Origin of the sequence: Streptomyces pluripotens (genome assembly GCF_000802245.2) — a bacterium.
Lineage (GTDB): Bacteria > Actinomycetota > Actinomycetes > Streptomycetales > Streptomycetaceae > Streptomyces > Streptomyces pluripotens.
Map to the genome: position 1 here is coordinate 3,579,304 of NZ_CP021080.1, position 25,664 is coordinate 3,604,967.

Below are 25,664 nucleotides of genomic sequence, written 5' to 3' on the forward strand. Positions count from 1 at the left end.
GGCTCAGTCCTCGTCGGGCAGGACGACGTGCAGTGCCCAGGAGACGATGGAGATGATCAGGCCGCCGACAACGGCCGTCCAGAAGCCCTGCACGTGGAAGTGAAGATCGGATTTACCACTCAGCCAGGAGGTCAGCAACAGCATCAGGGCGTTCACGACCAGAGTGATCAGCCCGAGAGTCAGGATGAACAGCGGGAAGGTGAGCACCTTCACGATGGGTTTGACCAGCCAGTTCACCAGGCCGAAGATCAGCGCGACGACGATGAGCGTGCCGGCCTTCTTGGCCGTGCTGTCGCCGGTCAGGGTGATCTTGTCGAGCAGCCATACGGCGACTGCCAGGGCGCCGGCGTTGGCGATCGTCTTGACTACAAAATTCTTCATGTGTCTGATCGTGGCAGACCGGGTCGGAAACGAGCAGTGGGATGAGGGCAGCAGCGGCGATGAAGGCATTCCGACTGGATGAACTCGAGGCGGAGCGCGCCGCCAACGAGGGCGCCTATCTCCAGTTCCTGCGGGAGCGGAACATGTCGGTGGGGCTGTATGCCCTCGATGCGGGTGAGCACGATCCGCAGAAGCCGCACCGTCAGGACGAGGTGTACTTCGTCGTGAGCGGCAGGGCGTCGATCACGGTGGGTCTGGAGACGAGCGAGGTAGCGCGGGGCAGCGTGGTGTACGTGCCCGCAGGGGTCGCCCACAAGTTCCACCACATCAGCGAGGACCTGCGTGTACTGGTCGTCTTCTCCCCGCCCGAGGCGTGAGCCGGTCCTCGGGGTTCCCTAGGGGACAGGTCAGGGGAGGACAAGGGATGCGAAGTCCCCACGAGTCCGATGGCGGTTCTAGCATCGGGTGGAGAACACAGACGACACACGAGAACGCAAAGGACGAGGGCGATGCGAGAGATCTTCGCGGGGCTGCCGTGGTGGGTGAAGTGGGTTGCGGTGCCGGTCATCGCCCTGGTCGTGTTTGGCGGCCTGATAGCGACCGTGGTCGGTTTTGTGATCAGTCTGCTGTTCAAGGCGCTGGTCTTCGTCGCTCTGGTCGGCGGGCTGATCTACATCGTGCGTAAGTTCATGTCGAACTCGTCGTCGCGCAGCGACTGGTGAAGGAAGTGGGGGCCGGTGCCCGGTAAAGGGACCACCGGTTCCCTCGCGGGAGGGAAGTTTCCCTGTGCGGCGGCCTGTGAGCGGTGGTGGACGGTTAGAGTCCGGACTTCCCCGGGTCCCGACCCCGGGGAGTCCGGACTCCAGCCGTGCCCTTCCTCGGCACGGGTTGACCCTCGCGCTTCGGGAGTGATCCTTGGCCACTGTCGGCACCGCATCCGCAGTACCCCATGCACCCCCCGTCCCATCGCGCTGCTGCCCAACTCCTGGCCATCGACCACCAGCGGTGGCTGTTCCCGGGCAACCGCATACTGCCGACCTGGTGGTGCAATCGAAGCCAGCGGACTCCTCCACGGCCCCACGGCCAGCAGATCTCTCGGATCGAGCGTCCCTCGTGGATGTCCCCGAACCACCGGCCACGACGCTCATCGGATCGGTCCAGCGTGCCATGCGCCTGCTGGAGACCGTTGCGGGTCACGCCCGCGGAGCCCCGGCCAAACAACTGGCCCGCGAGACCGGCCTCGCTTTGCCCACGGCGTACCACCTGCTGCGCACCTTGGTGTACGAGGGCTATCTGCGCCGTGAGAAGGGACTGTTCTTCCTCGGTGACGCGACGGAGCGCTTGAGCAGCAGTGGGGCGCAGCAAAAGCGTCGCAGCGCGATGGCGGACACGCTCGCACAGTGGCGCGATCTGATCGGTGTGCCGATGTACTACGCGATGTACCAGGACGGCGATATCGAGATCGTGTGCGTCTCCGACTCCCCAGAGACCCCCGCGGTCGAGGAGTGGGCGGATTTCCGGGAGACGGGTCATGCGCACGCCATCGGGCAGTGCCTGCTCTCCCAGTTGGACGAGGAGGCCCGGCGGGATCATCTCGCCCGCTATCCCGCGCAGGCCATCACGCCGTACACCGTGCGGGACAACAACGCCCTGCTGCGACGGCTGGCGCGGATGCGGCGTATGGAGCCGGTGGTGGAGCGCCAGGAGTACGCGCTCGGTACGGTCTGCGCGGCGGTGCCGATTACGGCCGGCACCACTGTGGCCACCGTGGCCATGTCATTGCCGATCCGCCAGGCCGACCGGCTGCTGCCCGCGGCCCACCGGTTGCAGGCGGAAATCGGGCGCTCCCTCAGTGCCCTCACTCTCTCTATCAGTATCTGAAAACTCACTCCTTGTGATGCCTCGTGTACGTTCAGCAAGATTTGACCACAGCTAGAAGGATCAATCCTGGCCAGTCGACGTCATATGACGAGGTAGGCGATGCGCGAGTCCGTACAGGCAGAAGTCATGATGAGTTTTCTGGTGTCGGAGGAACTCTCCTTCCGTATCCCGGTGGAGTTGCGCTACGAGGGCAATGATCCTTACGCCGTGCGGCTCACCTTCCATTTGCCCGGTGATGCCCCGGTGACCTGGACTTTCGGGCGTGAACTGCTGATCGACGGGGTCGGCAGGCCGTGCGGTGAAGGGGATGTGCACATTGCCCCCGCTGATCCGGAGGTGCTGGGTGAGGTCCTGATCCGCCTTCAGGTCGGGAGCGACCAGGCCCTGTTCCGTTCGTCGGCGCCTCCGCTCGTGGCCTTCCTCGATCGGACGGACAGGCTCGTACCGCTTGGTCAAGAGGGTGCGCTGGCTGATTTCGACGCCCATCTCGACGAGGCCCTGGATCGCATCTTGGCCGAGGAGCAGAGCGCCGGCTGAAGCGTCACAGCAAGGGCGTCGGGCGCCTTGCAAGGCGGTCTGGAAGCGTGCAGGAACGCTTCTGCATATGTGGTGCGAGCCCCGCCCGATCACCGTTTCCGGCGTCTGCCCCGGCGGCTACCGAGGGCCTGGGCGGGCTGCGCTCCGGCGGGCGCCGGGGTAGACGGCCCCGGCCGGTCGGCCGACACCACCAGCGCGGCGAGGGCGGTGGTGACCGGGACCGAGGCGACCAGGCCGATCGAGCCCACCAGAGTGCGCACGATCTCCTCGGCGACCAGCTCGCTGTTGGCCACGGTTGCCAGGCTGCTCTGCGCGATGGAGAACAGCAGCAGCAACGGCAGTGCAGCACCGGCGTACGCGAGGACGAGGGTGTTGACCACAGATGCGATGTGGTCGCGGCCGATGCGGATGCCGGCTCGGTAGAGTCCGCGCCAGCCCATCGACGGGTTGGCCTCATGCAGCTCCCAGACGGCTGAGGTCTGCGTCACGGTCACATCGTCCAGGACCCCGAGCGAACCGATGATGACACCGGCCAGCAGCAGACCGCTCATGTCGATCGACGGATACAGGCCGTGGATCAGGCCAGTGCTGTCATCCGTGTTGCCGGTGAGGGCAGCCCAATCGATGAACAGCGAGCCGAGCACACCGATCATCGCCAGCGAGATCAGAGTGCCGAGCACCGCCACTGAAGTCCGGGCCGACAGTCCATGGCACAGGTACAGGGCGATCAGCATGATGGCGCTCGCCCCGATGACCGCCACGACCAGTGGGTTCGATCCCTGCAGGATCGCCGGCAGGATGAACAGGGCCAGTATCAGGAAGCTCACGGCCAAGGCGATGAGTGCCATGACCCCACGCATCCGGCCCACCACTACGACGGCAAGAGCGAAGATGCCCGCGAGTAGCGCAACGGGAAGCTTTCGGTTCACATCGGTCACCGAGTACTGCAGGTCCTTGGGTGCCGAGGGCTCGTAGGCGACCACGACCTTTTCCCCTTGGTGCAGTTGCCGTGACTGGTCCGGTTGCACGATCTCGGTGAACCTACGCCCCCGGTCGTTGCCTGTGTCGACCCGGATGGTCGCCTTCCTGCAGATGCCGCCGGTCTCCCGTGCCGCCCGGTTGTCCCCGGTGGCCGATGTGCCGGCGGCCGGGGTGCCAGCGGAGGCGTTCGCCGAACCGCAGCTCACTTCGACCACTTTGGCGACGGTGGCCTGCTGGGTTTGCCGGTCGAAGCCGACCCCAGTGCGTTGGTGTGGTGGGGCACCCCCGGGCCAGAGCAGTACCAGAGCGACGATGACCGCCGCGCTGAACGGGACCAGGACCGCTGCGATGACCTTGCGCAGGTGTTTGGACACGGGCGTAGCGGGTCCATGGCTGTGACTGTGGCCGTGGTTGCGGTGGTGAGCGTGCTCGTGACCGCGTGAGTGGCCATGTCTGGGATTCCCACGGTGTCCGCTGCCCTGCTCCAAGCCGTCTTGCTGGAGCTGTTCTGGCGGCTGGTACGGGTGCTGCTCCATCCTGGTCACCGCCAGATCATTGCAAGAACGCCGGGGGCCCACTGTTCACCGCGCCACCCATGGCGCTAGCGTGGAGGCACCTTTGCACACGCGGGAGCTCGGAGCACCGGGCTGAGAGGGCGCTGACCTCCGTATACACGGTGTTTCACGTGAAACGAGCGACGTTTCGCAGGAAACATCGGAAGACGGAATCCGCTGCGTCGACCGCCGAACCTGTTACCGGGTAATGCCGGCGTAGGGAGTAGGTCTCATGACCAACAAGGACGCACGCACGCCTGCCTCTGTTCAGGACGAGGAGTCCCCGGAGGCCGGGAAGTCCGTCGGCTGGCACAAGGCGTATGTCGAGGGCACACGCCCCGACCTGCGCGTGCCGGTCCGTCAGGTGCACCTCACCAACGGGCAGTCGGTCACCCTCTATGACACGTCCGGCCCGTACACCGATCCATTCGTCGACACCGATGTACGCAGAGGCCTTATGCCTCTCCGAGAGAACTGGATCATCAGCCGCGGCGACACGGAGGAGTACGCCGGCCGCCCCGTCCGGCCTGAAGACGACGGGATCAAGCACACCTCGCCGCGCGGCGGGCTGCGGAACCTGGATGCGGTCTTCCCCGGTCGGCCGCGTCAGCCGCGGCGGGCCCGCAGCGGCCAGGCGGTGACGCAGCTCGCCTACGCGCGCAGGGGCGAGATCACGCCGGAGATGGAGTTCGTGGCCCTACGGGAGAACGTCTCCCCCGAGGTGGTCCGCGAGGAGATCGCGGCGGGCCGGGCGGTGTTGCCGGCCAATGTCAATCACCCGGAGATCGAGCCGATGATCATCGGTAAGCGGTTCTTGGTGAAGGTCAACGCCAACATCGGTAACTCCGCAGTGACGTCCTCCATCGAGGAGGAGGTCGAGAAGATGACCTGGGCGACCCGTTGGGGCGCTGACACGGTCATGGACCTGTCCACCGGCCGCAACATCCACACCACCCGTGAGTGGGTGCTGCGCAACTCCCCCGTGCCCATTGGTACGGTGCCGCTCTACCAGGCACTGGAGAAGGTTGACGGCAAGGCCGAGGAACTGACCTGGGAGATCTACAAGGACACCGTCATCGAGCAGGCTGAGCAGGGCGTGGACTACATGACCGTCCACGCTGGTGTGCGCCTGGCGTACGTACCGCTCACCGCCAACCGCAAGACCGGGATCGTCTCGCGCGGCGGATCGATCATGGCCGCATGGTGCCTGGCGCATCACAAGGAATCGTTCCTGTACGAGAACTTCGAGGAACTGTGCGAAATCCTCGCGGCCTATGACGTCACATACTCGCTGGGCGACGGTCTGCGGCCGGGGTCGATCGCGGATGCCAACGACGAGGCTCAGTTCGCGGAGCTGCGCACGCTCGGGGAACTCAACAGGATCGCCAGGCGTTTCAACGTACAGACCATGATCGAGGGCCCGGGTCACGTCCCGATGCACAAGATCAAGGAGAACATCGACCTCCAGCAGGAGATCTGTGATGAAGCTCCGTTCTATACGCTCGGCCCGCTAACGACGGACGTCGCTCCGGCGTACGACCACATCACCTCCGGCATCGGTGCCGCGATGATCGCTTGGTGGGGTACGGCGATGCTTTGCTACGTCACGCCGAAGGAGCACCTGGGCCTGCCCAACCGTGATGACGTCAAGACCGGCGTCATCACGTACAAGATCGCCGCACACGCTGCCGATCTTGCCAAGGGACACCCGGGTGCCCAGGAGTGGGATGACGCACTCTCCGACGCCCGCTTTGAGTTCCGCTGGGAAGACCAGTTCAACCTTGCTCTGGACCCGGACACGGCACGGGAGTTCCACGACGAGACCTTGCCCGCGGAGCCTGCCAAGACAGCTCACTTCTGTTCCATGTGCGGGCCCAAGTTCTGCAGCATGAAGATCAGCCAAAGCATCACCGAGCGGTTCGGCGGTGACATGGCCGAGGGCGCCACCGCCGAGGAGATCGCCGAGGGGATGCTGCAGAAGTCCAAGGAGTTCGCGGCGAGCGGGAACAGGGTCTATCTGCCGCTGGCGGACTGACGTACCTGGATCGGTGATGTTCCCTGGGCCTGCTGCCTGGGGAACATCACCACGATGCCACCACGCGGGACGCCATCGGAACGGATCGCCGCGCAGTGGCCACTGAGTGATGCCGGGCTCTCCGCATGAGCTCGCATGAGGTGGTCGATGCACTGGTCTTGGACATGGTGCATCCATCCCAACAAAGCGCCCCACAGGGTCCCTACGATCTCCCCATGAGCGCGTGGACTGACAGCCTTAACGCAGCAGGCATCCGGGACCCGGAGGTGCGGCGGGACTACGGTGCCCAGCGGTAATTGGTCTCGCGCTCCCGCCGTACTTCCTACCTGGCAGCCCAGACGCTGCTGCCGAGACCGCCGCCGTACCTCGTTGGCGCATCTGGCCGTGGGGAACGGCAAGACCCCCTCTGTTCCAGCTTGCAGGGGTACACGGCCAGGTCACGTCCCCTGTGGTGCACCACGATGGACCGGTAGCGAGGGCGGCGGGCGCGGTGAGGCGCGGCGGTCGGCGGCCGGCCTGACGGTCGCGCCGCTCCGGTTGCCGCCGTGTCCGCTCAGCGGGGGCTCGCGCTTTCTCCCGTCGGGCCCCACCGGGGCTATTCGGGCAGGTGCTCAGGACCGCCGAAGTCCGGGCTCGTGTAGTCCGGGCTCGTGTAGTCCGGACTAGTGAAGCTTGGCTGGCCGGAGCCGGCTCCGTCGTCGGGGCTGCTGAACCCGGGGCGGTCATAGCCCAGACGCGGTATACGACTGGCCGGGGCGGGCGGGCACGTGGGCTGCAGTGCGGCTGGGTCGGGTTCGGTGAGCGCGTTCCGGAGGAACGGCAGGATGCCGCGTTCCAGCAGAGCGTTCCGCCAGGCCTCTCTGGCGCCGGCCAGTTCCTCGTGCGCTGCGTCCCGCGCCCGGGCCTCGGGAGAGGTGCTGTTGCGCAGGGCGGTGAGCAGGAGTCCGACGGCGGCGACGAGGATCGCCGCGGCGGTCACGGCACCGAACACCCAGCCGGTGGTGATCATGGTCTCGGCGAAGGACTGCCCAGGAGCCAGCACCTTCAGTACGTAGCCCACGAGTAGAAAGATCGCCGCTGCGGTTCCGGCCAGGACGGGAGCCAGCACGGCGACGACGGCGATGGCGCCCGCGCCCGTGCTCCCGGCAGCTCTGCCGGGAGTGGTGGAGAGTTCCGTTGCGGTGGTGCCCGGGGCCGTGGTGCCGGAGTCCCCGCTGGCCGGAGGGCCGGACAGCGCTGGGTGGCGCAGTTCCTCGCGGATCTTCACATAGTGCTGGTACTCGGCCGCCGCGGCCCCAGTGATCAGGGCGGTGGCGTTGAGCGCCATGGTGCGCAGTTGTTCGGGGTTGAGCCGCTGTCCGAGTGCGGCCAGTTCCGGGCGGTGTGGTGCGGAGCGCAGCGCCTCATCGAGGAGCCGCTCGAATTCCTGGCGGTCCTCGCTCTGCAGGTGCTGCGGAACGCTGTTCATGTGCATCCCCCGATGCTCCGTAGGGCTTGGGGCTCGCACGCCGGCGAGCCGTCGGGCAGAAACGGAGGGGAGCCTGCTACGGATAAGCCGATGGTAGAGCCGTGACGGCATACGGTGACAGGGGGTTGCCGAAAATTACGTGCCGGTCCGCGCGTACTGTGCCGTGAGACGTCTTCTCCCGGAACCGTCAGCTTCCCAAGGGAAGTTGCTGGACCAGGAGTTTTCCGGCCATGGTCACTCCACCGTCCATGGCGATGGCGAGTCCGTCGGCGTAGACGTGCGGACCCTCGACGGCCGGACCGGTGTCCTCCTCGCCGTCCTCGGAGCCGACCTCGCCGAGCAGATAGGGGATGGGGCTGTGGCCGTGAACGACCCGGGTGCCGCCGTACGTATCAAGAAGGGACCGCACGGCGTCTGCACCGCCCTCGTCGCGGAAGGAGAAGCGCTTGGTGAACTTGCGGAACAGATCCCAGCACTCGTCGGCGTCGTTGCGGGTCAAGGTCTCGCGGATGGTGTCGTTGACCGCCTCGATCGAGTCGCCGTAGTCGAGGTAGGCGGTGGTATCGGAGTGGATCAGTAGATAGCCGTCGACTTCTTCGACGGCGTCCAGGCGGGCCATCCACTGCAGGTGGTGGTCCTGTAGGCGGTCCATGTCAGTCTTCTGGCCGCCGTTGAGCAGCCAGGCGGCCTCGAAAGTGGCCGTGCCGGCACCGGAGTTGACAGGGGTGTCGCCGAGCCGCTTGGCGCCGAGCAGTAGCAGTTCGTGGTTGCCCATAAGGGCCTTGCAGTAGCCGCCGGCCGCGGCGGCCTCGGCGGACAGCCGCATCACCAGGTCGATGACGCCGATGCCGTCCGGGCCCCGGTCGGTGAAGTCGCCCAGGAACCACAGCCGACTGGTACCCGCGCACCACTGGCCAGAGGAGTTGATCAACCCCTGTTCCTGCAGGGCGGCCAGCAGTTCGTCCAGGTATCCGTGTACGTCGCCGACGACGTACAGCGGTCCCGGGCCGTTCACCGGGTGGGGGGCCGTGGCGGCGGGGGCTGGGGCGACGGGGACCTGCAGGGTGTCCCCGCGGTTGATGACGGGCAGATCGCGCTGGGTGGGCGTATAGCCCTCCGGGTAGGTGTCGTCACCGGGTGGGACGGCACCGCTGGGGTGGGCGCCGTGAGTGTACGGACCGGTCTCGTGCACATACGCGGGCACCCGGAAGTCGCGCAGCGTCGCCGTGCGCTCCGCCTCGGGTCCTTGACCGGCCCCCTGAGTCATCAGACCCCTCCACCATCGCGCCGCATCTGCACCGCATCGGACTGCCTGGTCGCAGCGGTCCGCGGTGTCGTGGGCCCATCATAGGAATGCACGTCGCGCCGTGTGATGACCCAGGGGTGGTGAATCGGAACAAGACTCCAGCTCACCGCGGCTTTCGCCCCGTTTGGTCAGGTGTTCGGCAGGCTGTCGGCCGGACGCGGATGCTCGCCGGACTGTTCGCACCTGCGGCCGAGCGGTCCTCGGGATCCGGGCAACCGCGCGTAGGTCCGGCCGTGTGCCCCGGGTTCGGACGCCGGAATCTCGCCTGGCGACCGGAGTGCCCGGCTCCCAGGGGATCCGCCCCGGAGCCGGCACCGGACCGGACGCCGGCTTCCGCGCCTGGGAGCGGCTACCTGTCGTCTGGGGTCCGTGGCGGGCTGACCGTCGTGCGCGGGGGGCGTCGCTGGGAGGAGGTACGCACGATCAGCTCGGTCGGTATCACCTGCTCGACCGGATGGTCCGCATCGACGCCCTCGATGGCGTCGATGAGCAGCTGAACGACGGCCGTGCCGATGCGGCGCGGCTTCAGGGAGAGCGTGGTGATGGACGGCTCGGTGTTGGCGTACACGGTGGACTCGCTGCAGCACACCAGCAGCAGATCATCCGGCACGCGCAGTCCGTAGCGGCGGGCGGCGGCGAGTAGGTCGGTGCCGTTGGGGTCGAACAGGCCGTAGACGGCGTCGGGCCGGTCGGGTCGGGCGAGTAGCCGGTCGGCGGCGACGGCGCCTGCGCACGGATCGTGTGCGGGGTAGGCCTCGTATACCGGGTCCTGGCCGACCCGCTCACACCAGTGCAGGTAGGCGGTGGTGGACAGGTGGGTGTACGTGTCCGTGGTGGTGCCCGTGAGCAGGCCGATCCGGCGGGCACCGGCGTCGGCGAGATGGTCGAGGATGCCGAGCACTGCGGCCTCGTGGTCGTTGTCGACCCAGGCTGTGACCGGGAGCGTGCCGGCCGGGCGGCCGTCGGAGACGACGGGCACACCCTGTCGGACGAGTTCGCTGACGACCGGGTCCTGGTCGGAGGGGTCGATGACCACCGTGCCGTCCAGGGCGACGTTGGACCACACATCGTGGCGGGAGGTCGCGGGCAGGATGACAAGGGCGTAGCCGCGGGCGAGTGCCGCCGATGTGGCGGCCCGGGCCATTTCGGCGAAGTACGCGAACTCGGTGAAGGTGAAAGGTTCATCCCCGTACGTCGTCACGGTCAGGCCGATCAGTCCCGACTTGCCGGTACGGAGGGTACGGGCGGCGGCCGAGGGCCGGTACCCCAGCCGGTCCGCGACTTCGCGGACATGGCGCCGGGTGGCATCCGGGAGCCGGCCCTTGCCGTTTAGGGCATCGGAGACGGTCGTGATGGAGACTCCGGCGGCGGCGGCCACGTCTCTGATGCCCGCCCGGCTCGGCCGACTGCCTCGACGTGAGGTTTCCGCGCGGCTCACCTGGTGCTTCCCTGCTGCTGTCATGGCGAGCCGATAGTAGGGCTCATGCGGTGGGGTAGTGCGGACGCATATGCACGCCTTGGAAGGTACGTTTCTGCATGGTCGTATTGCAGCAACTTCCTTGGAAACTAAGGTAGTTGATGGTTTTGATGCCATGACCTGGCTTGTTGACGCGTGTGAACCTGCCAAGTAGTCGATGTCTCGAAGAGGTCTCAACTCACCTTCACGAGGGATGCGCGCCACGGCGCGAGCCACCGGCGCATAGATATATGTACAGTGCGCCCCCCGAAACGCACGCTTCGTACGGTGATGCCCGCGATGCCCAGGGGGCCATGAGGTTCATCTCTTGCCGTCCCGCACCTGTACGCAGCGGCGCCGAATCCTCATAAGGTGAGCAGTATTGGAAGCCGGCGGTGTCGACGGTCCGCTGGTGGTCGCGAGGAGGACTGCGGTGAGCGAGATGAGCCCCAAGCTGCGCGCCGAGCTGGAGGGCGTCCCCACCTACAAGCCGGGGCGGAGTATCCAATCTGCGGCTGCCGCTGGAGGCGCTGCGGCCGATGGTCCGGTCGCCTACAAGTTGTCCTCCAACGAGAACCCGTATCCGCCGCTGCCCGGCGTGATGGAGAGCGTGACTGCGGCTGCCCACAACTTCAACCGCTATCCGGACATGGCCTGCACCGGGCTGATGGGCGAGTTGTCGGAACGCTTCGGTGTCCCGGTCACTCACCTGGCCACCGGTACCGGCTCTGTGGGCGTCGCCCAGCAGCTGCTCCAGGCCACCAGTGGTCCGGGCGACGAGGTGATGTACGCCTGGCGGTCTTTCGAGGCCTACCCGATCATCACGCAGATCAGCGGCGCGCGGTCGGTGCGGGTGCCACTCACGCCGGGTGATGTGCACGACCTGGACGCGATGGCGGACGCGATTTCCGACCGGACGCGTCTGATCTTCGTTTGCAACCCCAATAACCCGACTGGCACGGTGGTGCGGCGGGCCGAGCTGGAGCGGTTCCTGGACCGGGTCCCCGGGGACGTATTGGTGGTGCTGGACGAGGCCTACCGGGAGTTCATCCGCGACCCCGAGGTGCCGGACGGCGTCGAGCTGTACCGGGAGCGGCCCAACGTCTGTGTGCTGCGCACGTTCTCCAAGGCCTACGGGCTCGCCGGGCTGCGTGTCGGTTTCGCGATCGCTCATGAGCCGGTGGCGGCGGCGCTGCGCAAGACGGCGGTGCCGTTCGGGGTGAGCCAGCTCGCGCAGGACGCGGCGGTGGCTTCACTACGGGCCGAGGACGAGTTGCTGGGCCGGGTCGGCTCCCTGGTGTGCGAGCGCACGCGCGTGGTCGACGCGCTGCGTGGCCAGGGCTGGACGGTGCCGGAGACACAAGCCAACTTCGTGTGGCTGCGGCTGGGGGAGCGTACGACTGCGTTCGCGCAGGCCTGTGAGGAGCACGGCGTGGTGGTCCGGCCGTTCCCGGGCGAGGGCGTGCGGGTGACGATCGGGGAGACCGAGGCGAACGACATCTTCCTGAGGGCGACGGAGGCGTTCCGTAAGGAGCTCTAGCTCCGCGGCCGGTCTACTCGACGATCAGTTCCACCAGTTCCATGTGTACGGGGTCGCCGTCTCGTACGGTCGCCAGGACATCGGCGTCCTCGTCCACGCCCCCGAGGAGATCGCAGGGGCTAGCGAGGGGGCATTCCGGGGTCCCCCCGAACTTCGTTCGGGGGGACCCCGGCCGTTGAGAGGCCAGGGTGGGGTCGTAAGGCAGGGCATGTGCGTCGCCGTCCGTGCAGAAGGCCACCGTGCCCGGGGCAGCATCTTCTGGGCATCCGTTTCACGTGAAACAGATACTCCTGTACAGAAATGTACCCATTCGCCCCATGTGTGCGTAGTAGAGGTGGCTGCCCACGCCTTGGCGGGAGCCGTGCGGTCGATGCCTCCCTGTCGGGGGCGCGGTGATGTTGCCCTTAGCCAAGGGATCGGTATCTGCACGGCATGAACTTCAACGAGATGTTGAAGCTGCAATCAAGGTCCTGACTCCCTGGTCGTAGGGCCACCCTGCCCTATCCGGCTGAAAATCGGTGGGTCATAATGACTTGTGAATGTGAACGCGTTCACAAGCGTGTCCCGGTTGCTCCCATGATGCATGTGGCAAAAGGGGCAAACTGCCGCTACCACGCGCGATGTAAGGAGCTGACGACGTGGAATTGGCTTTGGCGCCGGAGACACTGGCGCGCTGGCAGTTCGGCATCACCACCGTCTACCACTTTTTGTTCGTCCCGTTGACGATCTCCCTGGCTGCCCTCACGGCCGGACTGCAGACCGCCTGGGTGCGTACGGAGAAGGAGAAGTACCTCAGGGCCACGAAGTTCTGGGGCAAGCTTTTCTTGATCAATATTGCGATGGGTGTGGTCACCGGAATCGTGCAGGAGTTCCAGTTCGGCATGAACTGGTCCGACTACTCGCGCTTCGTCGGTGACATCTTCGGCGCCCCACTCGCCTTCGAGGCGCTGATCGCCTTCTTCTTCGAGTCCACGTTCATCGGGCTGTGGATCTTCGGATGGGACAAGTTGCCCAAGAAGATCCACTTGGCCTGCATCTGGATGGTCGCGATCGGCACGGTTCTGTCGGCGTACTTCATCCTCGCAGCCAACTCCTGGATGCAGCACCCGGTCGGCTACAAGATCGACAAGGCGAAGGGGCGCGCGGAGCTGACCGACTTCTGGGCCGTGCTGACCCAGAACACTGCGCTCAGCCAGGTCTTCCACACCCTGTCTGCGGCCTTCCTGACCGGTGGTGCCTTCATGGTCGGCATCGCCGCCTACCACCTGGCCCGCAAGAAGCACATCCGCGAGATGAAGACTTCGCTGCGGCTCGGCCTGGTTACGGTCGTCGTTGCCGGTCTGCTCACCGCGGTCAGCGGGGACGTGCTGGGTAAGGTCATGTTCAAGCAGCAGCCGATGAAGATGGCTGCTGCTGAGGCTCTCTGGAACGGCCAGGACTCCGCACCGTTCTCGATCTTCGCCTACGGTGATGTGGAAAAGGGCCACAACACGGTGGCCATAGAGATTCCCGGTCTCCTGTCCTTCCTCGCCAACGACGACTTCGGCTCGTACGTCCCTGGCATCAACGACGTCAACAAGGCCGAACAGCAGAAGTTCGGTCCCGGTGACTACCGGCCCAACATCCCGGTTGCCTTCTGGGGATTCCGCTGGATGATCGGCTTCGGCATGGCCTCCTTCGCCATCGGCCTGGCCGGGCTCTGGCTGACCCGCAAGAAGTTCATGCTGCCGCAGCACCTGCGGGTCGGTGATGACGAGGTACCGCATCTGGTGCTGTTCAAGAACAAGGCGCTTAGCCCCAAGCTGACCGTCTGGTACTGGCGCATCGCCGTCTGGACCCTGGCCTTCCCCCTGATCGCCAACTCGTGGGGCTGGATCTTCACCGAGATGGGTCGCCAGCCATGGGTCGTCTACGGAGTCCTACAGACCCGGAACGCGGTATCCCCCGGTGTCTCCCAGGGGGAGGTCCTCACCTCGATGATTGTTTTCACCGCGTTGTACGCGATCCTCGCCGTGGTCGAGATCAAGCTGCTCGCGAAGTACGTCAAGGCCGGCCCGCCCGAGCTGACCGAAGACGACCTCAACCCGCCCACGAAGATCGGCGGCGACATGGGTGACGCCGACAAGCCGATGGCCTTCTCGTACTAGGCCGAGGGGACAGTCATGGAACTTCACGACGTCTGGTTCGTCCTGATCGCCGTCCTGTGGACCGGCTACTTCTTCCTGGAGGGCTTCGATTTCGGGGTCGGTATCCTCACCAAACTGCTGGCCCGCAACCGGGCCGAGCGGCGGGTGCTCATCAACACCATCGGGCCTGTCTGGGACGGAAACGAGGTGTGGCTGCTCACAGCGGGCGGCGCAACCTTCGCTGCCTTCCCGGAGTGGTACGCGACACTCTTCTCCGGCTTCTATCTGCCCCTGCTGATCATCCTGGTCTGTCTGATCGTCCGGGGCGTCGCCTTCGAATACAGGGCGAAGCGGTCAGAGGAGAGCTGGCAACGTAACTGGGAGACAGCGATCTTCTGGACATCGCTGGTCCCGGCCTTGCTGTGGGGCGTTGCCTTCGGGAACATCGTGCGTGGTGTGAAGATCAACCAGCACTTCGAGTACGTCGGCAGCTTCTGGGACCTGCTCAACCCCTATGCCCTGCTGGGCGGTCTGGTGACGCTTACCCTGTTCACCTTCCACGGTGCGGTGTTCACCGCGCTCAAGACGGTGGGGGACATCCGGGCCCGGGCCCGGAAGCTGGCCTTGTGGGTCGGACTCACCACCGCTGTCCTAGCGCTCGCCTTCCTGTTGTGGACGCAGGCTGACAGTGGTGACGGCGAGAGCCTGGTGGCCCTGATCGTCGCGGCTGTTGCGCTGGTGGCCGCGCTGGTGGCCAATCAGTTCGGGCGCGAGGGATGGTCGTTCACTCTCTCCGGTGTCACCATCGTGGCTGCTGTGGCGATGCTGTTCCTGTCGCTCTTCCCGAACGTCATGCCGTCCACGCTCAACGGGGACTGGAGCCTGACGGTCAGCAACGCCTCGTCCAGCCCGTACACCCTGAAGATCATGACCTGGTGTGCGGCGGTCGCCACACCGATTGTCCTGCTCTACCAGGGTTGGACCTACTGGGTGTTCCGCAAGCGGATCGGTACACAACACATCGCCGAAATCGCGCACTGAGTCCGACAGGGGTGTGTTTCACGTGAAACACACCCCTGTGACCGAAAGACGTGTTCACGTGAAACCAATTGATCCGCGTCTCCTCCGCTACGCCCAGGCCACGCGTCTCTTCCTCGTGGCGGTCGTCGCCCTGGGAGCGGTTGGCGCCGGTCTGGTCATCGCCCAGGCCATGCTTGTCGCCGATGTCGTAGTCGGCGCCTTCCAGCGGGGCAGGACCGTCAGTGAACTGGCCACTCCCCTACTGCTCCTGGCGGGGATCGCCGGTGGCCGGGCACTAGTGTCCTGGCTTACCGAACTCGCCGCCCACCGGGCGAGCGCGGCGGTGAAGTCCGAACTGCGGGGACGGCTTCTCGACCAGGCGACTCTCCTCGGCCCCGGTTGGCTGGGCGGGCAGCGGACCGGCTCCCTGGTCACCCTGGCTACGCGCGGGGTTGACGCCCTGGACGACTATTTCTCCCGCTATCTCCCGCAACTGGGACTCGCGGTGGTCGTGCCAGTGGCGGTGCTGGCACGGATCGTGACCGAAGACTGGGTGTCAGCGGCGATCATCATCGGCACCCTGCCGCTCATCCCGCTCTTCATGATGCTGATCGGATGGGCCACCCAGTCCCGGATGGACCGGCAGTGGCGTCTGCTGTCCCGGCTGTCCGGACACTTCCTGGACGTGGTCGCGGGCCTGCCCACACTGAAGGTGTTCGGCCGGGCCAAGGCGCAGGCCGAGTCCATCCGCAGAATCACCGGTGAGTACCGCCAGGCCACGATGCGGACCCTGCGGATCGCCTTCCTCTCCTCTTTCGCGCTGGAGCTGCTCGCCACCTTGTCGGTCGCGCTGGTCGCCGTGGCGATCGGCATGCGGCTGGTGCACGGAGACATGGACCTGTACACCGGCCTGGTGATTCTCGTGCTCGCGCCCGAGGCCTATCTGCCGTTGCGTCAGGTGGGTGCGCAGTACCACGCGGCGGCTGAAGGGCTTGCCGCCGCGGAGGAGATCTTCACCGTGCTGGAGACGCCGGTCCCAGCGGCCGGCACCCGTGAGGCGCCGACGGGAGAGGTGGCCTTTGAAGGGGTCACCGTCCGCTATCCCGGCCGTTCCGCCGATGCCGTGACCGATGTGTCCTTCACCGTCGAGCCCGGCGAGACCGTCGCACTGGTCGGACCGAGCGGTGTGGGTAAGTCGACGCTGCTGAACGTGCTGTTGGGGTTCGTGCAGCCGACCGAGGGGCGCGTCCGAGTCGCTGGCACCGATCTCGCCGGCCTTGATCTGGAGGAATGGAGGTTGCGGATCGCCTGGGTGCCGCAACGGCCGCACCTGTACGCCGGGACCATTGCGGAGAACGTGCGGCTGGCTCGGCCCGATGCGGACGACAGCGCCGTACGCCGGGCACTGCGGGACGCCGGCGCACTGGAGTTCGTGGACACGCTGCCCGCCGGTGTCGACGCGGTGCTCGGGGAGGACGGGGTAGGCCTGTCGGCCGGGCAGCGGCAGCGGCTGGCCCTGGCTCGGGCATTTCTCGCGGATCGTCCCGTGCTCCTGTTGGACGAGCCGACGGCCGCACTGGACGGGGCGACGGAGGCCGAGGTCGTGGCCGCGGTACGGCGGCTCGCGGCCGGCCGCACGGTACTGCTGGTGGTGCACCGGCCGGCGCTGCTGGAAGTGGCGGACCGGGTGGTGCGCCTGGACGCGGTTGAGTTGCCGAGGACACTGGCCGGCGTGCGGCCGGCGCAGTTGGCCGCGCGGGAGACAGGGGGCAGTGAGAGCGCCGATGCCCGGGGGCGTGAGGGCGCCGAGGGGCAGACCGGTACCGAAGGCCGTGTCGAACCGGCGCTCGGGCCGCGTGGCATCCTCGCCCGGGTCCGGGCGATGGCCGGGCCCCGGCGCGGGCGGCTCGTCCTTGCCCTGCTGCTCGGTAGCCTGGCGTTCGGCAGCGCCGTCGGGCTGATGGCCACCTCCGGTTGGCTCATCTCGCGAGCCTCGCAGCAGCCTCCCGTGCTGTACCTGATGGTGGCTGTGACGGCGACGCGAGCCTTCGGCATCGGACGAGCCGTGTTCCGGTACGCCGAGCGGCTGGTGTCACACGACGCCGTGCTCCGGATGCTGGCCGATGTCCGGGGCGCGGTCTACCAGCGCCTGGAACGTCTCTCCCCAGTGGGGCTGCGCACTGCTCGCCGCGGCGATCTACTCACCCGGCTGGTCGCGGATGTGGACGCGTTTCAGGACTACTGGCTGCGCTGGCTGCTGCCTGCCGGCGTCGCCGCGGCCGTTTCTGCCGCCTCGGTCGGCTTTGCGGCATGGCTGCTGCCCGAGGCGGGGGCCGCCCTCGCGGTGGGCCTGCTAGCAGCCGGTGTCGGCGTACCCGTGGTGACCGCAACTGCGGCCCGGCGGACGGAGCGTCGACTGGCACCCGCCAGGGGGGTGCTGGCCACCCGGGTGACCGATCTGCTCACCGGCACCTCCGAGTTGGCCGTTGCCGGTGCGCTGCCTGCCCGGAGGAATGCTGCCCGGCAGGCCGACGGCACCCTCACCCGGATCGCCTCGCGCGCCGCGGCCATCACCGCGTTGGGCGACGGGCTCACCGCCCTGATCTCCGGCCTCACCGTCACGACCGCTGCGCTGCTCGGCACTCAGGCGGTGGCTGCGGGCCGGCTCTCCGGCGTGGCGATGGCCGTGGTTGTCCTTACCCCGTTGGCCGCGTTCGAAGCCGTGCTGGGGCTACCACTCGCAGTGCGCTATCGGCAGCGGGTGCGGCGGAGTGCAGAGCGCGTGTACGAGGTGCTGGACGCCCCGGAGCCCGTGCGGGAGCCCGAGCAGCCCCGGCAGGCACCCACCTCGCCGTTTCCAGTGGTGGTTGCGGGGGTGGCCGCACGGTATGAGGGGCAACGACGCAACGCGTTGGCCGGTTGCGATCTCACGCTGGAGGAGGGGCGGCGGATCGCGGTGGTCGGGGCGTCCGGTTCCGGCAAGACCACCCTCGCCCAAGTGTTGCTGCGCTTCCTCGACCCACTGGCCGGCTCGTACACGCTTGCTGGCGTGGACGCGTACGCGCTGGCCGGTGACGACGTACGGCGGTTGGTCGGGCTGTGTGCGCAGGACGCGCATCTCTTCGATAGTTCGGTGCGCGAGAATCTGCTGTTGGCCAGGAAGGACGCCACCGAGTCCGACCTGCGCCGGGTGCTGGCCCGGACCCGGCTGCTGGACTGGGCGGACGGGCTGCCCGATGGCCTCGACACGCTCATTGGCGAGCATGGTGCACGGCTGTCCGGCGGTCAGCGGCAGCGATTGGTGCTTGCTCGCGCGCTGCTCGCCGACTTCCCCGTGTTGGTCCTCGACGAACCCGCTGAACACCTGGACCTGGCGACGGCCGATGCGCTCACGGCCGATCTGCTGGCTGCCACGGAGGGCCGTACAACGCTGTTGATCACCCATCGGCTGGCGGGGCTGGACATGGTGGACGAGGTGATCGTGCTCGATGCGGGCCAGGTGGTGCAGCGGGGGTCGTACACGGAGCTGGTTGCGGTGGACGGGCCGCTGCGTGAGATGGCACGGCGGGAGGCGGAGGCGGAGATGCTGGTCGGTGCGGAGTGACCGTTGTCGCTCCGGCGGCCGGTTGGCCTCGGGGTGCAGGGATACCTCGGTGACCGGTTGCTGCGGGGGACGGGCTACCCCGATCACTGGTCGGGGCGGGACGGCGGATGCCCTGGCGGTCGCCTCGGGTCGTTGCGGCGACGAGGCGCCAAGGGCGACCCGTTGTTCCCGGGGCACGGCGGACACAGAGGCACGGGCCTCCACCGGGCAGACCAACGGCAGACCCACTGCGGGACGACGGCGGGACGAGAGCAATGCGGGAGACACCGTGCCCGGGGGAGGCGAATTCCAGGGGCCGTTGCCACACGAGTGATCAACTGGCTGATGTCAGGAGCTCGGCGAGACGCTCGGCTGGGGTGTTCCAGCAGAGGGTCCCGCGTGGGCGGCTGTTCGGTTCGGTGCCCACCGTCTCCCGTTCCCCGCTCGGCTTGCGGGACCCTTGTTCCTTCCGGCTCTCCTGAATCCTGAAGTCCATCGCATCCCTTGAGCTGGGGTGTTGCGGCGACCACCAGAGCGGAAGCAACGGGGAGCGGGGCCGGATGTAGAACTAGACGTGTGGTGTGAGCAGTTGCTCGATCACGAGCGCCACCCCGTCCTCGTTGTTGGCGACCGTACGGCCCGATGCTGCGGTGACGACGTCCGGATGGGCGTTGCCCATCGCATACGACCGGCCGGCCCACGTCAGCATCTCGACGTCGTTGGGCATGTCCCCGAAGGCCACGACTTCGTTGTGGGAGATGCCGCGCTCGGCGCAGCACAGGGCGAGGGTGCTGGCCTTGGAGACGCCGGCACCGCTCAGTTCCAGCAGGGCGCTCGGGCTGGAGCGGGTGACGTTGGCGTGACCGCCGATGGCCAGCCGGGCGAGAGCGAGGAAGGCGTCGGGGTCGAGGGCGGGGTGGTAGGCGAGGATCTTCAGCACGGGTTGGTCGGCGTCCGGCCCGCCGGAGGCGAGCAGTTCCTCGGCGGGCAGGAGATGATCCGGTATTTCCATGTGCAGTTTGGGATAGTTCGGCTCCTGGTGGAAACCGTACGTCTGCTCGACCGCGAACACTGTGCCGGGTGCCGCCTGGCGCAGCAGTTGTACGGCGTCCAGGGCCCTCTCCCGGGCCAGCTCGCGTACCTTCACGAACCGGTGGGCGCCGGGGCCGCCGTGCAGGTCGACCACGGCTGCCCCGTTGCCGCAGATTGCCAGGCCGTGGCCGTGGACGTGGTCACTGACGATGTCCATCCAGCGAGCCGGCCGGCCGGTGACGAAGAAGACCTCGATGCCCGCCTCCTCGGCGGCAGCCAGCGCGGCGACAGTCCGAGGGGAGACCGACTTGTCGTCGCGCAGCAGCGTTCCGTCGAGGTCGGTGGCAATCAGCCGCGGGGGCGGTGCGGCGGCAGGGGTTTCGGGCTGTCTGGTCGCTGAGGTCACCCGGTCATTCTCGCGCATATGCCCGCACGGCCGTGCGGCACTCCGCACAGATGAGACACAGATGACGCCTGGTGCGCCCCAGCGGACCGGGCGGGTGCCGCCGGGCCAATTCGCTCGAAGACCACCTCGGACCTTCTCGTTCCTGGCGAAACCGTTGTCCGGGACGGGCTGGTGCACGACGATCTCAGCGAAGCCCGGCTCCTGCCAGCGGTGGCGATGTTCATGACGGCGGCCCAGAGGCGACACCGGGCGGCTTCGAATCGGGCGAAACCGGTGAGCACGATCTTGTCCGGATCTGGCCTCGGCGCACCCGGGTGCGACCTGCACCTGGGGAATTCGCTTTGGGCCGGGGACGGCAACCGCACTTCCGCACTCAGATGCCGATGAGCCGGACTCGGTCACCGCACAGCCGGGCCATGTCGTCAACGTCGGACGTCAGTATGGCCACCGGCCCGGGCTGGCGCAGTGCCATCTCGGCGACAGTCGCGTCGATCGCGTACGTGTGGCCATGCAGACCTGCGGCCTTGAGTAGTTCCGCAGACGCTTTCGCTGCGTTCTCAGTCACCGGCTCGACCTTGACGCGGGACAGCACCCACCGCAGCCGGGGCATGTTCACCCGCGCATGGCTGACTTCCACAATGGTGTTGGCTCCGATGACGAAATCGGCACCCATGGCATGAAACACGTGGAACATCGCGAGGATCTTGCGGTGCTGGGCAATCCAGGCGGAGACCCCCTGGGAGTCCAGGACGACGGTCTCGACGTGCTTGTTCACGCCGCACTCGCCGACCCACCTGTGCCCGTCGTCCCGAAGATCCCGGAGCGGGCCTCTGCCAGCTCCTCCTCGGTGAAATCCCCGTGCTCCTCCTGGTGACGCAGCAGGTCGGCGCCGAGCAGCTGGTGCCGCAGCTGTCGTGCCACCGCCTCGGCAACATACCCGGAGACGTTGTCGGTGAGCTTTCTCAGCTCGGCGACCTGCTCGGTCGGCAGCGTCACCGTGAAGCGTGTCGTGTCCGCCATGACCTGAGCATACTGCGATATGCGCCCCGAGTCCTCGCGCTCGGTACACGTTGGCACGAGGTCGCAGATTACCCGGTACCACTGACACCGAAGCCGTACTCGCCGAAAAGGGACAGCCACCCGGCATCCGGGTTTGAGCAAGGCTGCCCTGCCCCGCCATGATGGGCCTGCCTGATAAGCGGGATGCGGTGAGGGCCGCATGGAAGACGATGGGGCAAAGAGCGTGGCACGGGTCGTCGTACGAGAACCACGTACCAACACGAGGGTCACACCACCACTCGCCGACCCGGAGGCAACCGCCTTCGCAGTTACCCTCCTGGACGGCGGCTGGGCGGCGGTGTTCCTGCCCGGCGAGCCTGCCCGCCTCGGACGGCTGCTGCTCTGGAAGCCCACCGGGGCAGCGGCGGCAGACGGCACAGTGCCCGCGAGCGTCCAACCCGAGTCGGTGGAACTGGTGCTGCCGCACGGCCGGTCGGTCCGGCGGCGCAGGGTGGAGGGCTACGCGCTCCCCGTCGCCCTCGCCGTGTCCGCCCTGGCCGGGGCGCAGCCACCGCACCCGTCCGCCGCCGCCTGGCAGGCCGCCGCCCGCTTCGCGCTAAGGCTGCTCGCCGACGGTCGTCTCCACCCGGCCCTCACCCCCGCTGGCTACGACACCTGGCAGGCAGGCCCTTTCACCGTCGCCCAGCGTCAGTCACTGGACACCCTTGTCTCCGCCCTCCCACCTCACGCTCACTGTCTGCCCGAGCCCGGCCCCGGCCCGCTACGGATCGCCGAACCAGGCACGCTGCTAAGGCAGTTCTGCGATGCGGTCGCGGACGACCTGGTCCGTACTCCGGCTTCGCCGCTCGGGATGGGAGCGCTGCCGTACGCCTGGCGCGAGGCGCGTGCCGTGCCCGCCCTGCGGGAGTGGGCTGAGGAGACCGTCGCCGCGTTCACCGCCGACGTCGGCGTCTCACTTCGGGTCGACGTACCCGAGGGGCGGCGTCGGCAGTTCCGGGCCGTGCTGCAGTTGCACACCGCGGCGGATCCGGCGCTCGTCGTAGAGGCCGCACGGCTGTGGAACGAGCCGTCCGAGACCGAGCGCCTCCTCGGGCCTCGCGCCGAGACCGAGGCGCTGCTCGCACTGCGCCGCGGCGCCCGCGTGTGGTCTCCACTCGGCCGGCTGCTGAAGGACGCCGCTCCGGACCAGCTGCGGCTGACCGACGACGAAGCCTTCGACCTGCTGGGCGACGCCACCGACACGCTGCGGGCCGCCGGCATCGACGTGCACTGGCCGCGTGAACTGGTCAAGACTCTCACCGCGACCGCGGAGATCGGACAGCGCACGGCACCCGGCTCCAGCGCCGGTGGCATGCTCGCCGCCGACGCCCTCCTCGACTTCCGCTGGCAGCTCTCGCTCGGCGGCGAGCCGCTCACCGAGGCCGAGATGGACGCCCTCGCCGAGGCGCGCCGCCCCCTTGTCCGGCTGCGCGACCAGTGGGTGGTCGCCGACCCGAAGCTGGTGGCCCGCGCCCGGCGCCGCCGGATGGGACCACTCACCCCCATGGAGGCACTGGGCGCCGCGCTGACCGGCGAGATCGAGCGGGACGGGGAGACGATCACCTGCGCGGCGGTCGGGGCACTCGGCGATCTCGTGGCTCGTATCCGCGCCCCCGAATCCCGTGCCCCCGCCGCCCAGCCCGCCGCTCTGAAGGCCACGCTGCGCGACTACCAGAAGCGCGGCCTGGCCTGGCTGGCCGAGATGTGCGGACTCGGCCTCGGCGGCTGCCTCGCCGATGACATGGGTTTGGGCAAGACCATCACCCTGCTCGCCCTGCACCTGCACCGCCAGACCGCCCCCGCCACCGCGGGTCCCACGCTCGTCGTCTGCCCCACCTCCTTGCTCGGCAACTGGCAGCGCGAGGCGGCCAGGTTCGCGCCGACCGTGCCAGTGCGCCGCTACCACGGCGGCGACCGCCACTTGAAGGACCTGGCCAACGACGAGATCGTCCTGGCCACATACGGGGTGCTGCGCCGCGACCGGGAGGCTCTCGCCGAGAACGCCTGGTCGCTGATCGCCGCCGACGAGGCCCAGCACGTCAAGAACCCCTACGCCGTCACCGCCCGCGAACTGCGCGCCCTGCCCGCCCGCGCCCGCGTCGCCCTCACCGGCACCCCCGTGGAGAACAACCTCTCCGAGTTGTGGGCGCTCCTCGACTGGACCACCCCTGGACTCCTCGGCCCGCTCACCGCCTTCCGCGACCGCCACGCCCGCGCGATCGAGTCGGGCGAAGACCCGCATGCCGCCGAACGGCTGTCCCGCCTCGTCCGTCCGTTCCTGCTGCGCCGCAGGAAGTCAGACCCGGGCATCGCGCCAGAACTGCCCGCCAAGACCGAGACCGATCGCGTCGTGCCGCTGACCGCCGAGCAGGCGAGCCTGTACGAAGCGGTGGTCCGCGAAACCATGGCGAAGATCGCCGAAGCCGACGGTATCTCCCGCCGCGGCCTGATCCTCAAGCTCCTCACCGCGCTGAAGCAGATCTGCAACCACCCCGCCCAGTACCTGCGTCAGTCCACACCGCTGCACGGCCGCTCGGGCAAACTCGACCTCCTCGACGAACTTGTCGACACCATCACCGCCGAGGGCGAGTCGGCGCTGGTCTTCACCCAGTACAAGCAGATGGCGACCCTCCTGGAGAAGCACCTCGCCGAGCGAGGCATCCCCACCCTCGTCCTGCACGGCGGCACGTCCGTCGCGCGGCGCGAGGAGATGGTGGAACGCTTCCAACGCGGTGAAGTGCCGGTTTTCCTGCTGTCGTTGAAGGCCGCGGGCACCGGACTCAACCTCACCCGCGCCACCCATGTCGTGCACTACGATCGCTGGTGGAACCCGGCCGTCGAGGACCAGGCCACCGACCGCGCCTACCGCATCGGCCAGGACAAGCCCGTACAGGTCCACAAGCTCATCGCCGAGGGCACCGTGGAGGACAGGGTGGCGAAGCTGCTGGAATCCAAGCGGGCGCTCGCCGACGCCGTCGTCGGTTCCGGCGAGGTCGCGCTGACCGAATTGTCCGACGCCGACCTCGCCGAACTCGTAGCCCTGGGGAGGCCCGCATGAGCCCCTCGCTCCCCGGCCCACGCCGCGCACCGGCCCGCGGCAGGCGCGCCTTCGCCGCCACCTGGTGGGGCCAGGCGTGGGTCACGGCCCTGGAGGACTCCACCCTGGACTCGGGACGCCTGTCCCGTGGGCGCACCTACGCCCGCCAGGGCATGGTCGGCCCCGTCACCGTCGCCCCCGGCCAGGTCAGAGCAGACGTTCAGGGCAGCCGTCCCCGCCCGTACCGCTCCGCCGTCCACCTGCCCGTCCTTGCCGACGCCCAGTGGGACACCCTCCTCGACACCGTCGCGGCTCGAGCCGGGCACCTCGCCGCACTCCTCGACGGCGAGATGCCCGCCGAACTCGTCGACGACGCCCGCCACGCCGGCGTCCCCCTGCTCCCGCAGCCCACCGAACTCGACCCCGAATGCTCATGCCCCGACTGGGGCCACCCCTGCAAACACGCCGCCGCGCTCTGCTACGCCATCGCCGCCACCATCGACGCCGACCCGTTCCTGCTGTTCGCGCTGCGGGGCCGCGGCCGGGACGAGGTTCTCGCGGAGTTGCGCGCACGCCGCACCGCGGGCCGGACCGTGGACACCCCGCCCACTCCGGCAGGTATCCACGCGGCCGGCGCCTACGCCGCGTGGGCCGCCCTGGCCGAGCACGCCCCGAGGCTGCCCAAGCTGCCCGAACCATCCGCCCTCGCCGCTGCGCTGCCGATTCCCGCGCCGACCGGCAGCGGTCTCACCAGCACGGACCTGGAGCGCCTGATGGCCGACGCCTCCGCGCGGGCGACGCGACTGCTGTCCGGCGACACCTCCACCCTGCGCCTGACCCAGCACCAGGACGCCGTACGCATCGCAGCGAGCGACCCTGGCCCCGAGTGGTTCCACCACCTGATCCAGAACACCGGCGCCAACCCGATCGCCTTCGCCCGCCTCACCCGCGCCTGGCGCCACGGCGGTCCGACCGGCGTCGCTGTTGCCGAACAGCCCCACAGCCCGGACCCGTCGGCGATGGCAGTGGCCCGTACCTCGCTGACCGCGGCCCTCGCCGAGATGACCGACGCCCCTGTGCGCATCAGGGCCTGGCGCAACCGTCTCACCCTCACCAACCGCGGCATCCAGTTGCGCCTCGGCCCAGACGCCCGCTGGTACCCCTACCTCCAGGAGAACGACGGCGAATGGTGGCCGGCGGCACCGGCCGCCACCGACCCCGTTGCCGCGCTCACCGCGGTCTGGCAGCGTACTGGGACGTGA

At 68.0% G+C, this 25,664-nt stretch carries 19 protein-coding genes; 11 read left to right on the top strand and 8 right to left on the bottom strand.

The window, feature by feature from the left end:
• Positions 1 to 3: 3 nt before the first annotated feature.
• Positions 4 to 381: a phage holin family protein gene (locus LK06_RS16075; protein WP_039655635.1), complete on the bottom strand. Its 378-nt coding sequence runs from the start codon at positions 379 to 381 to the stop codon at positions 4 to 6.
• Between the two features lie 59 nt (positions 382 to 440).
• On the opposite strand from LK06_RS16075, the gene LK06_RS16080 reads away from it, so the two are divergent.
• The 4 genes from LK06_RS16080 (at position 441) to LK06_RS16095 (ending at position 2,799) form a co-directional block, all read left to right on the top strand.
• A complete protein-coding gene (locus LK06_RS16080) occupies positions 441 to 758 on the top strand; it encodes a cupin domain-containing protein (protein ID WP_043432934.1) in 318 nt (105 codons plus the stop codon).
• Positions 759 to 890: 132 nt separating this feature from the next.
• Entirely contained in the window at positions 891 to 1,103 is a 213-nt protein-coding gene (locus LK06_RS16085; protein ID WP_039655638.1) for a DUF5326 family protein, read from the top strand.
• Between the two features lie 391 nt (positions 1,104 to 1,494).
• Positions 1,495 to 2,262 carry an IclR family transcriptional regulator gene (locus LK06_RS16090; protein WP_267894073.1) on the top strand — a complete coding sequence of 256 codons (768 nt, stop codon included), beginning with the start codon at positions 1,495 to 1,497 and terminating at the stop codon, positions 2,260 to 2,262.
• Positions 2,263 to 2,361: 99 nt separating this feature from the next.
• Entirely contained in the window at positions 2,362 to 2,799 is a 438-nt protein-coding gene (locus LK06_RS16095) for an SsgA family sporulation/cell division regulator (RefSeq protein ID WP_039655640.1), read from the top strand.
• Between the two features lie 89 nt (positions 2,800 to 2,888).
• Here the strand turns inward: LK06_RS16095 and LK06_RS16100 are convergent, their stop codons facing one another.
• Entirely contained in the window at positions 2,889 to 4,316 is a 1,428-nt protein-coding gene (locus LK06_RS16100) for a YibE/F family protein (protein ID WP_039655641.1), read from the bottom strand.
• A 250-nt stretch (positions 4,317 to 4,566) separates the two neighbouring features.
• Between LK06_RS16100 and thiC the strand changes: the two genes are divergently transcribed.
• Complete coding sequence (thiC, locus tag LK06_RS16105) at positions 4,567 to 6,369, top strand: phosphomethylpyrimidine synthase ThiC (RefSeq protein WP_043432938.1); 1,803 nt, start codon at positions 4,567 to 4,569, stop codon at positions 6,367 to 6,369.
• Positions 6,370 to 6,964: 595 nt separating this feature from the next.
• Here thiC and LK06_RS16110 read toward each other — a convergent pair.
• The 3 genes from LK06_RS16110 to LK06_RS16120 all read right to left on the bottom strand — a co-directional run bounded on the left by LK06_RS16110 (position 6,965) and on the right by LK06_RS16120 (position 10,605).
• Positions 6,965 to 7,843, bottom strand: a complete 879-nt coding sequence (locus LK06_RS16110; RefSeq protein ID WP_039655645.1) for a membrane protein — start codon at positions 7,841 to 7,843, stop codon at positions 6,965 to 6,967.
• Positions 7,844 to 8,024: 181 nt separating this feature from the next.
• The gene (locus LK06_RS16115; RefSeq protein ID WP_039655647.1) at positions 8,025 to 9,104 is read right to left on the bottom strand and encodes a metallophosphoesterase; all 1,080 of its coding nucleotides are present in this window, start codon (positions 9,102 to 9,104) and stop codon (positions 8,025 to 8,027) included.
• Between the two features lie 388 nt (positions 9,105 to 9,492).
• The gene (locus LK06_RS16120; RefSeq protein WP_071659298.1) at positions 9,493 to 10,605 is read right to left on the bottom strand and encodes a LacI family DNA-binding transcriptional regulator; all 1,113 of its coding nucleotides are present in this window, start codon (positions 10,603 to 10,605) and stop codon (positions 9,493 to 9,495) included.
• A 427-nt stretch (positions 10,606 to 11,032) separates the two neighbouring features.
• Here LK06_RS16120 and hisC point away from each other — a divergent pair, with 427 nt between their 5' ends.
• The 4 genes from hisC (at position 11,033) to cydD (ending at position 18,889) form a co-directional block, all read left to right on the top strand.
• Entirely contained in the window at positions 11,033 to 12,139 is a 1,107-nt protein-coding gene (gene hisC / locus LK06_RS16125) for a histidinol-phosphate transaminase (RefSeq protein ID WP_039655709.1), read from the top strand.
• A gap of 638 nt (positions 12,140 to 12,777) precedes the next feature.
• Positions 12,778 to 14,286 (top strand): cytochrome ubiquinol oxidase subunit I, encoded by a 1,509-nt coding sequence (locus LK06_RS16135; RefSeq protein ID WP_039655655.1) that lies wholly within the window; start codon positions 12,778 to 12,780, stop codon positions 14,284 to 14,286.
• 15 nt (positions 14,287 to 14,301) lie between these two features.
• A complete protein-coding gene (cydB, locus tag LK06_RS16140) occupies positions 14,302 to 15,306 on the top strand; it encodes a cytochrome d ubiquinol oxidase subunit II (RefSeq protein WP_043432940.1) in 1,005 nt (334 codons plus the stop codon).
• 58 nt (positions 15,307 to 15,364) lie between these two features.
• The gene (cydD, locus tag LK06_RS16145) at positions 15,365 to 18,889 is read left to right on the top strand and encodes a thiol reductant ABC exporter subunit CydD (protein WP_043432942.1); all 3,525 of its coding nucleotides are present in this window, start codon (positions 15,365 to 15,367) and stop codon (positions 18,887 to 18,889) included.
• Between the two features lie 547 nt (positions 18,890 to 19,436).
• On the opposite strand, the gene LK06_RS16150 is transcribed toward cydD, so the two are convergent.
• The 3 genes from LK06_RS16150 to LK06_RS16160 all read right to left on the bottom strand — a co-directional run bounded on the left by LK06_RS16150 (position 19,437) and on the right by LK06_RS16160 (position 21,326).
• Positions 19,437 to 20,324: an HAD hydrolase family protein gene (locus tag LK06_RS16150; RefSeq protein ID WP_174673883.1), complete on the bottom strand. Its 888-nt coding sequence runs from the start codon at positions 20,322 to 20,324 to the stop codon at positions 19,437 to 19,439.
• Between the two features lie 355 nt (positions 20,325 to 20,679).
• Entirely contained in the window at positions 20,680 to 21,081 is a 402-nt protein-coding gene (locus tag LK06_RS16155) for a hypothetical protein (protein WP_043432945.1), read from the bottom strand.
• Entirely contained in the window at positions 21,078 to 21,326 is a 249-nt protein-coding gene (locus LK06_RS16160; protein ID WP_043432947.1) for a hypothetical protein, read from the bottom strand. The genes LK06_RS16155 and LK06_RS16160 overlap by 4 nt, the downstream gene beginning before the upstream one ends.
• A 199-nt stretch (positions 21,327 to 21,525) precedes the next feature.
• Between LK06_RS16160 and LK06_RS16165 the strand changes: the two genes are divergently transcribed.
• Together LK06_RS16165 and LK06_RS16170 are read left to right on the top strand one after the other, a co-directional pair.
• Entirely contained in the window at positions 21,526 to 24,423 is a 2,898-nt protein-coding gene (locus LK06_RS16165; RefSeq protein WP_086083356.1) for a DEAD/DEAH box helicase, read from the top strand.
• Entirely contained in the window at positions 24,420 to 25,664 is a 1,245-nt protein-coding gene (locus LK06_RS16170) for an SWIM zinc finger family protein (RefSeq protein WP_039655665.1), read from the top strand. The genes LK06_RS16165 and LK06_RS16170 overlap by 4 nt, the downstream gene beginning before the upstream one ends.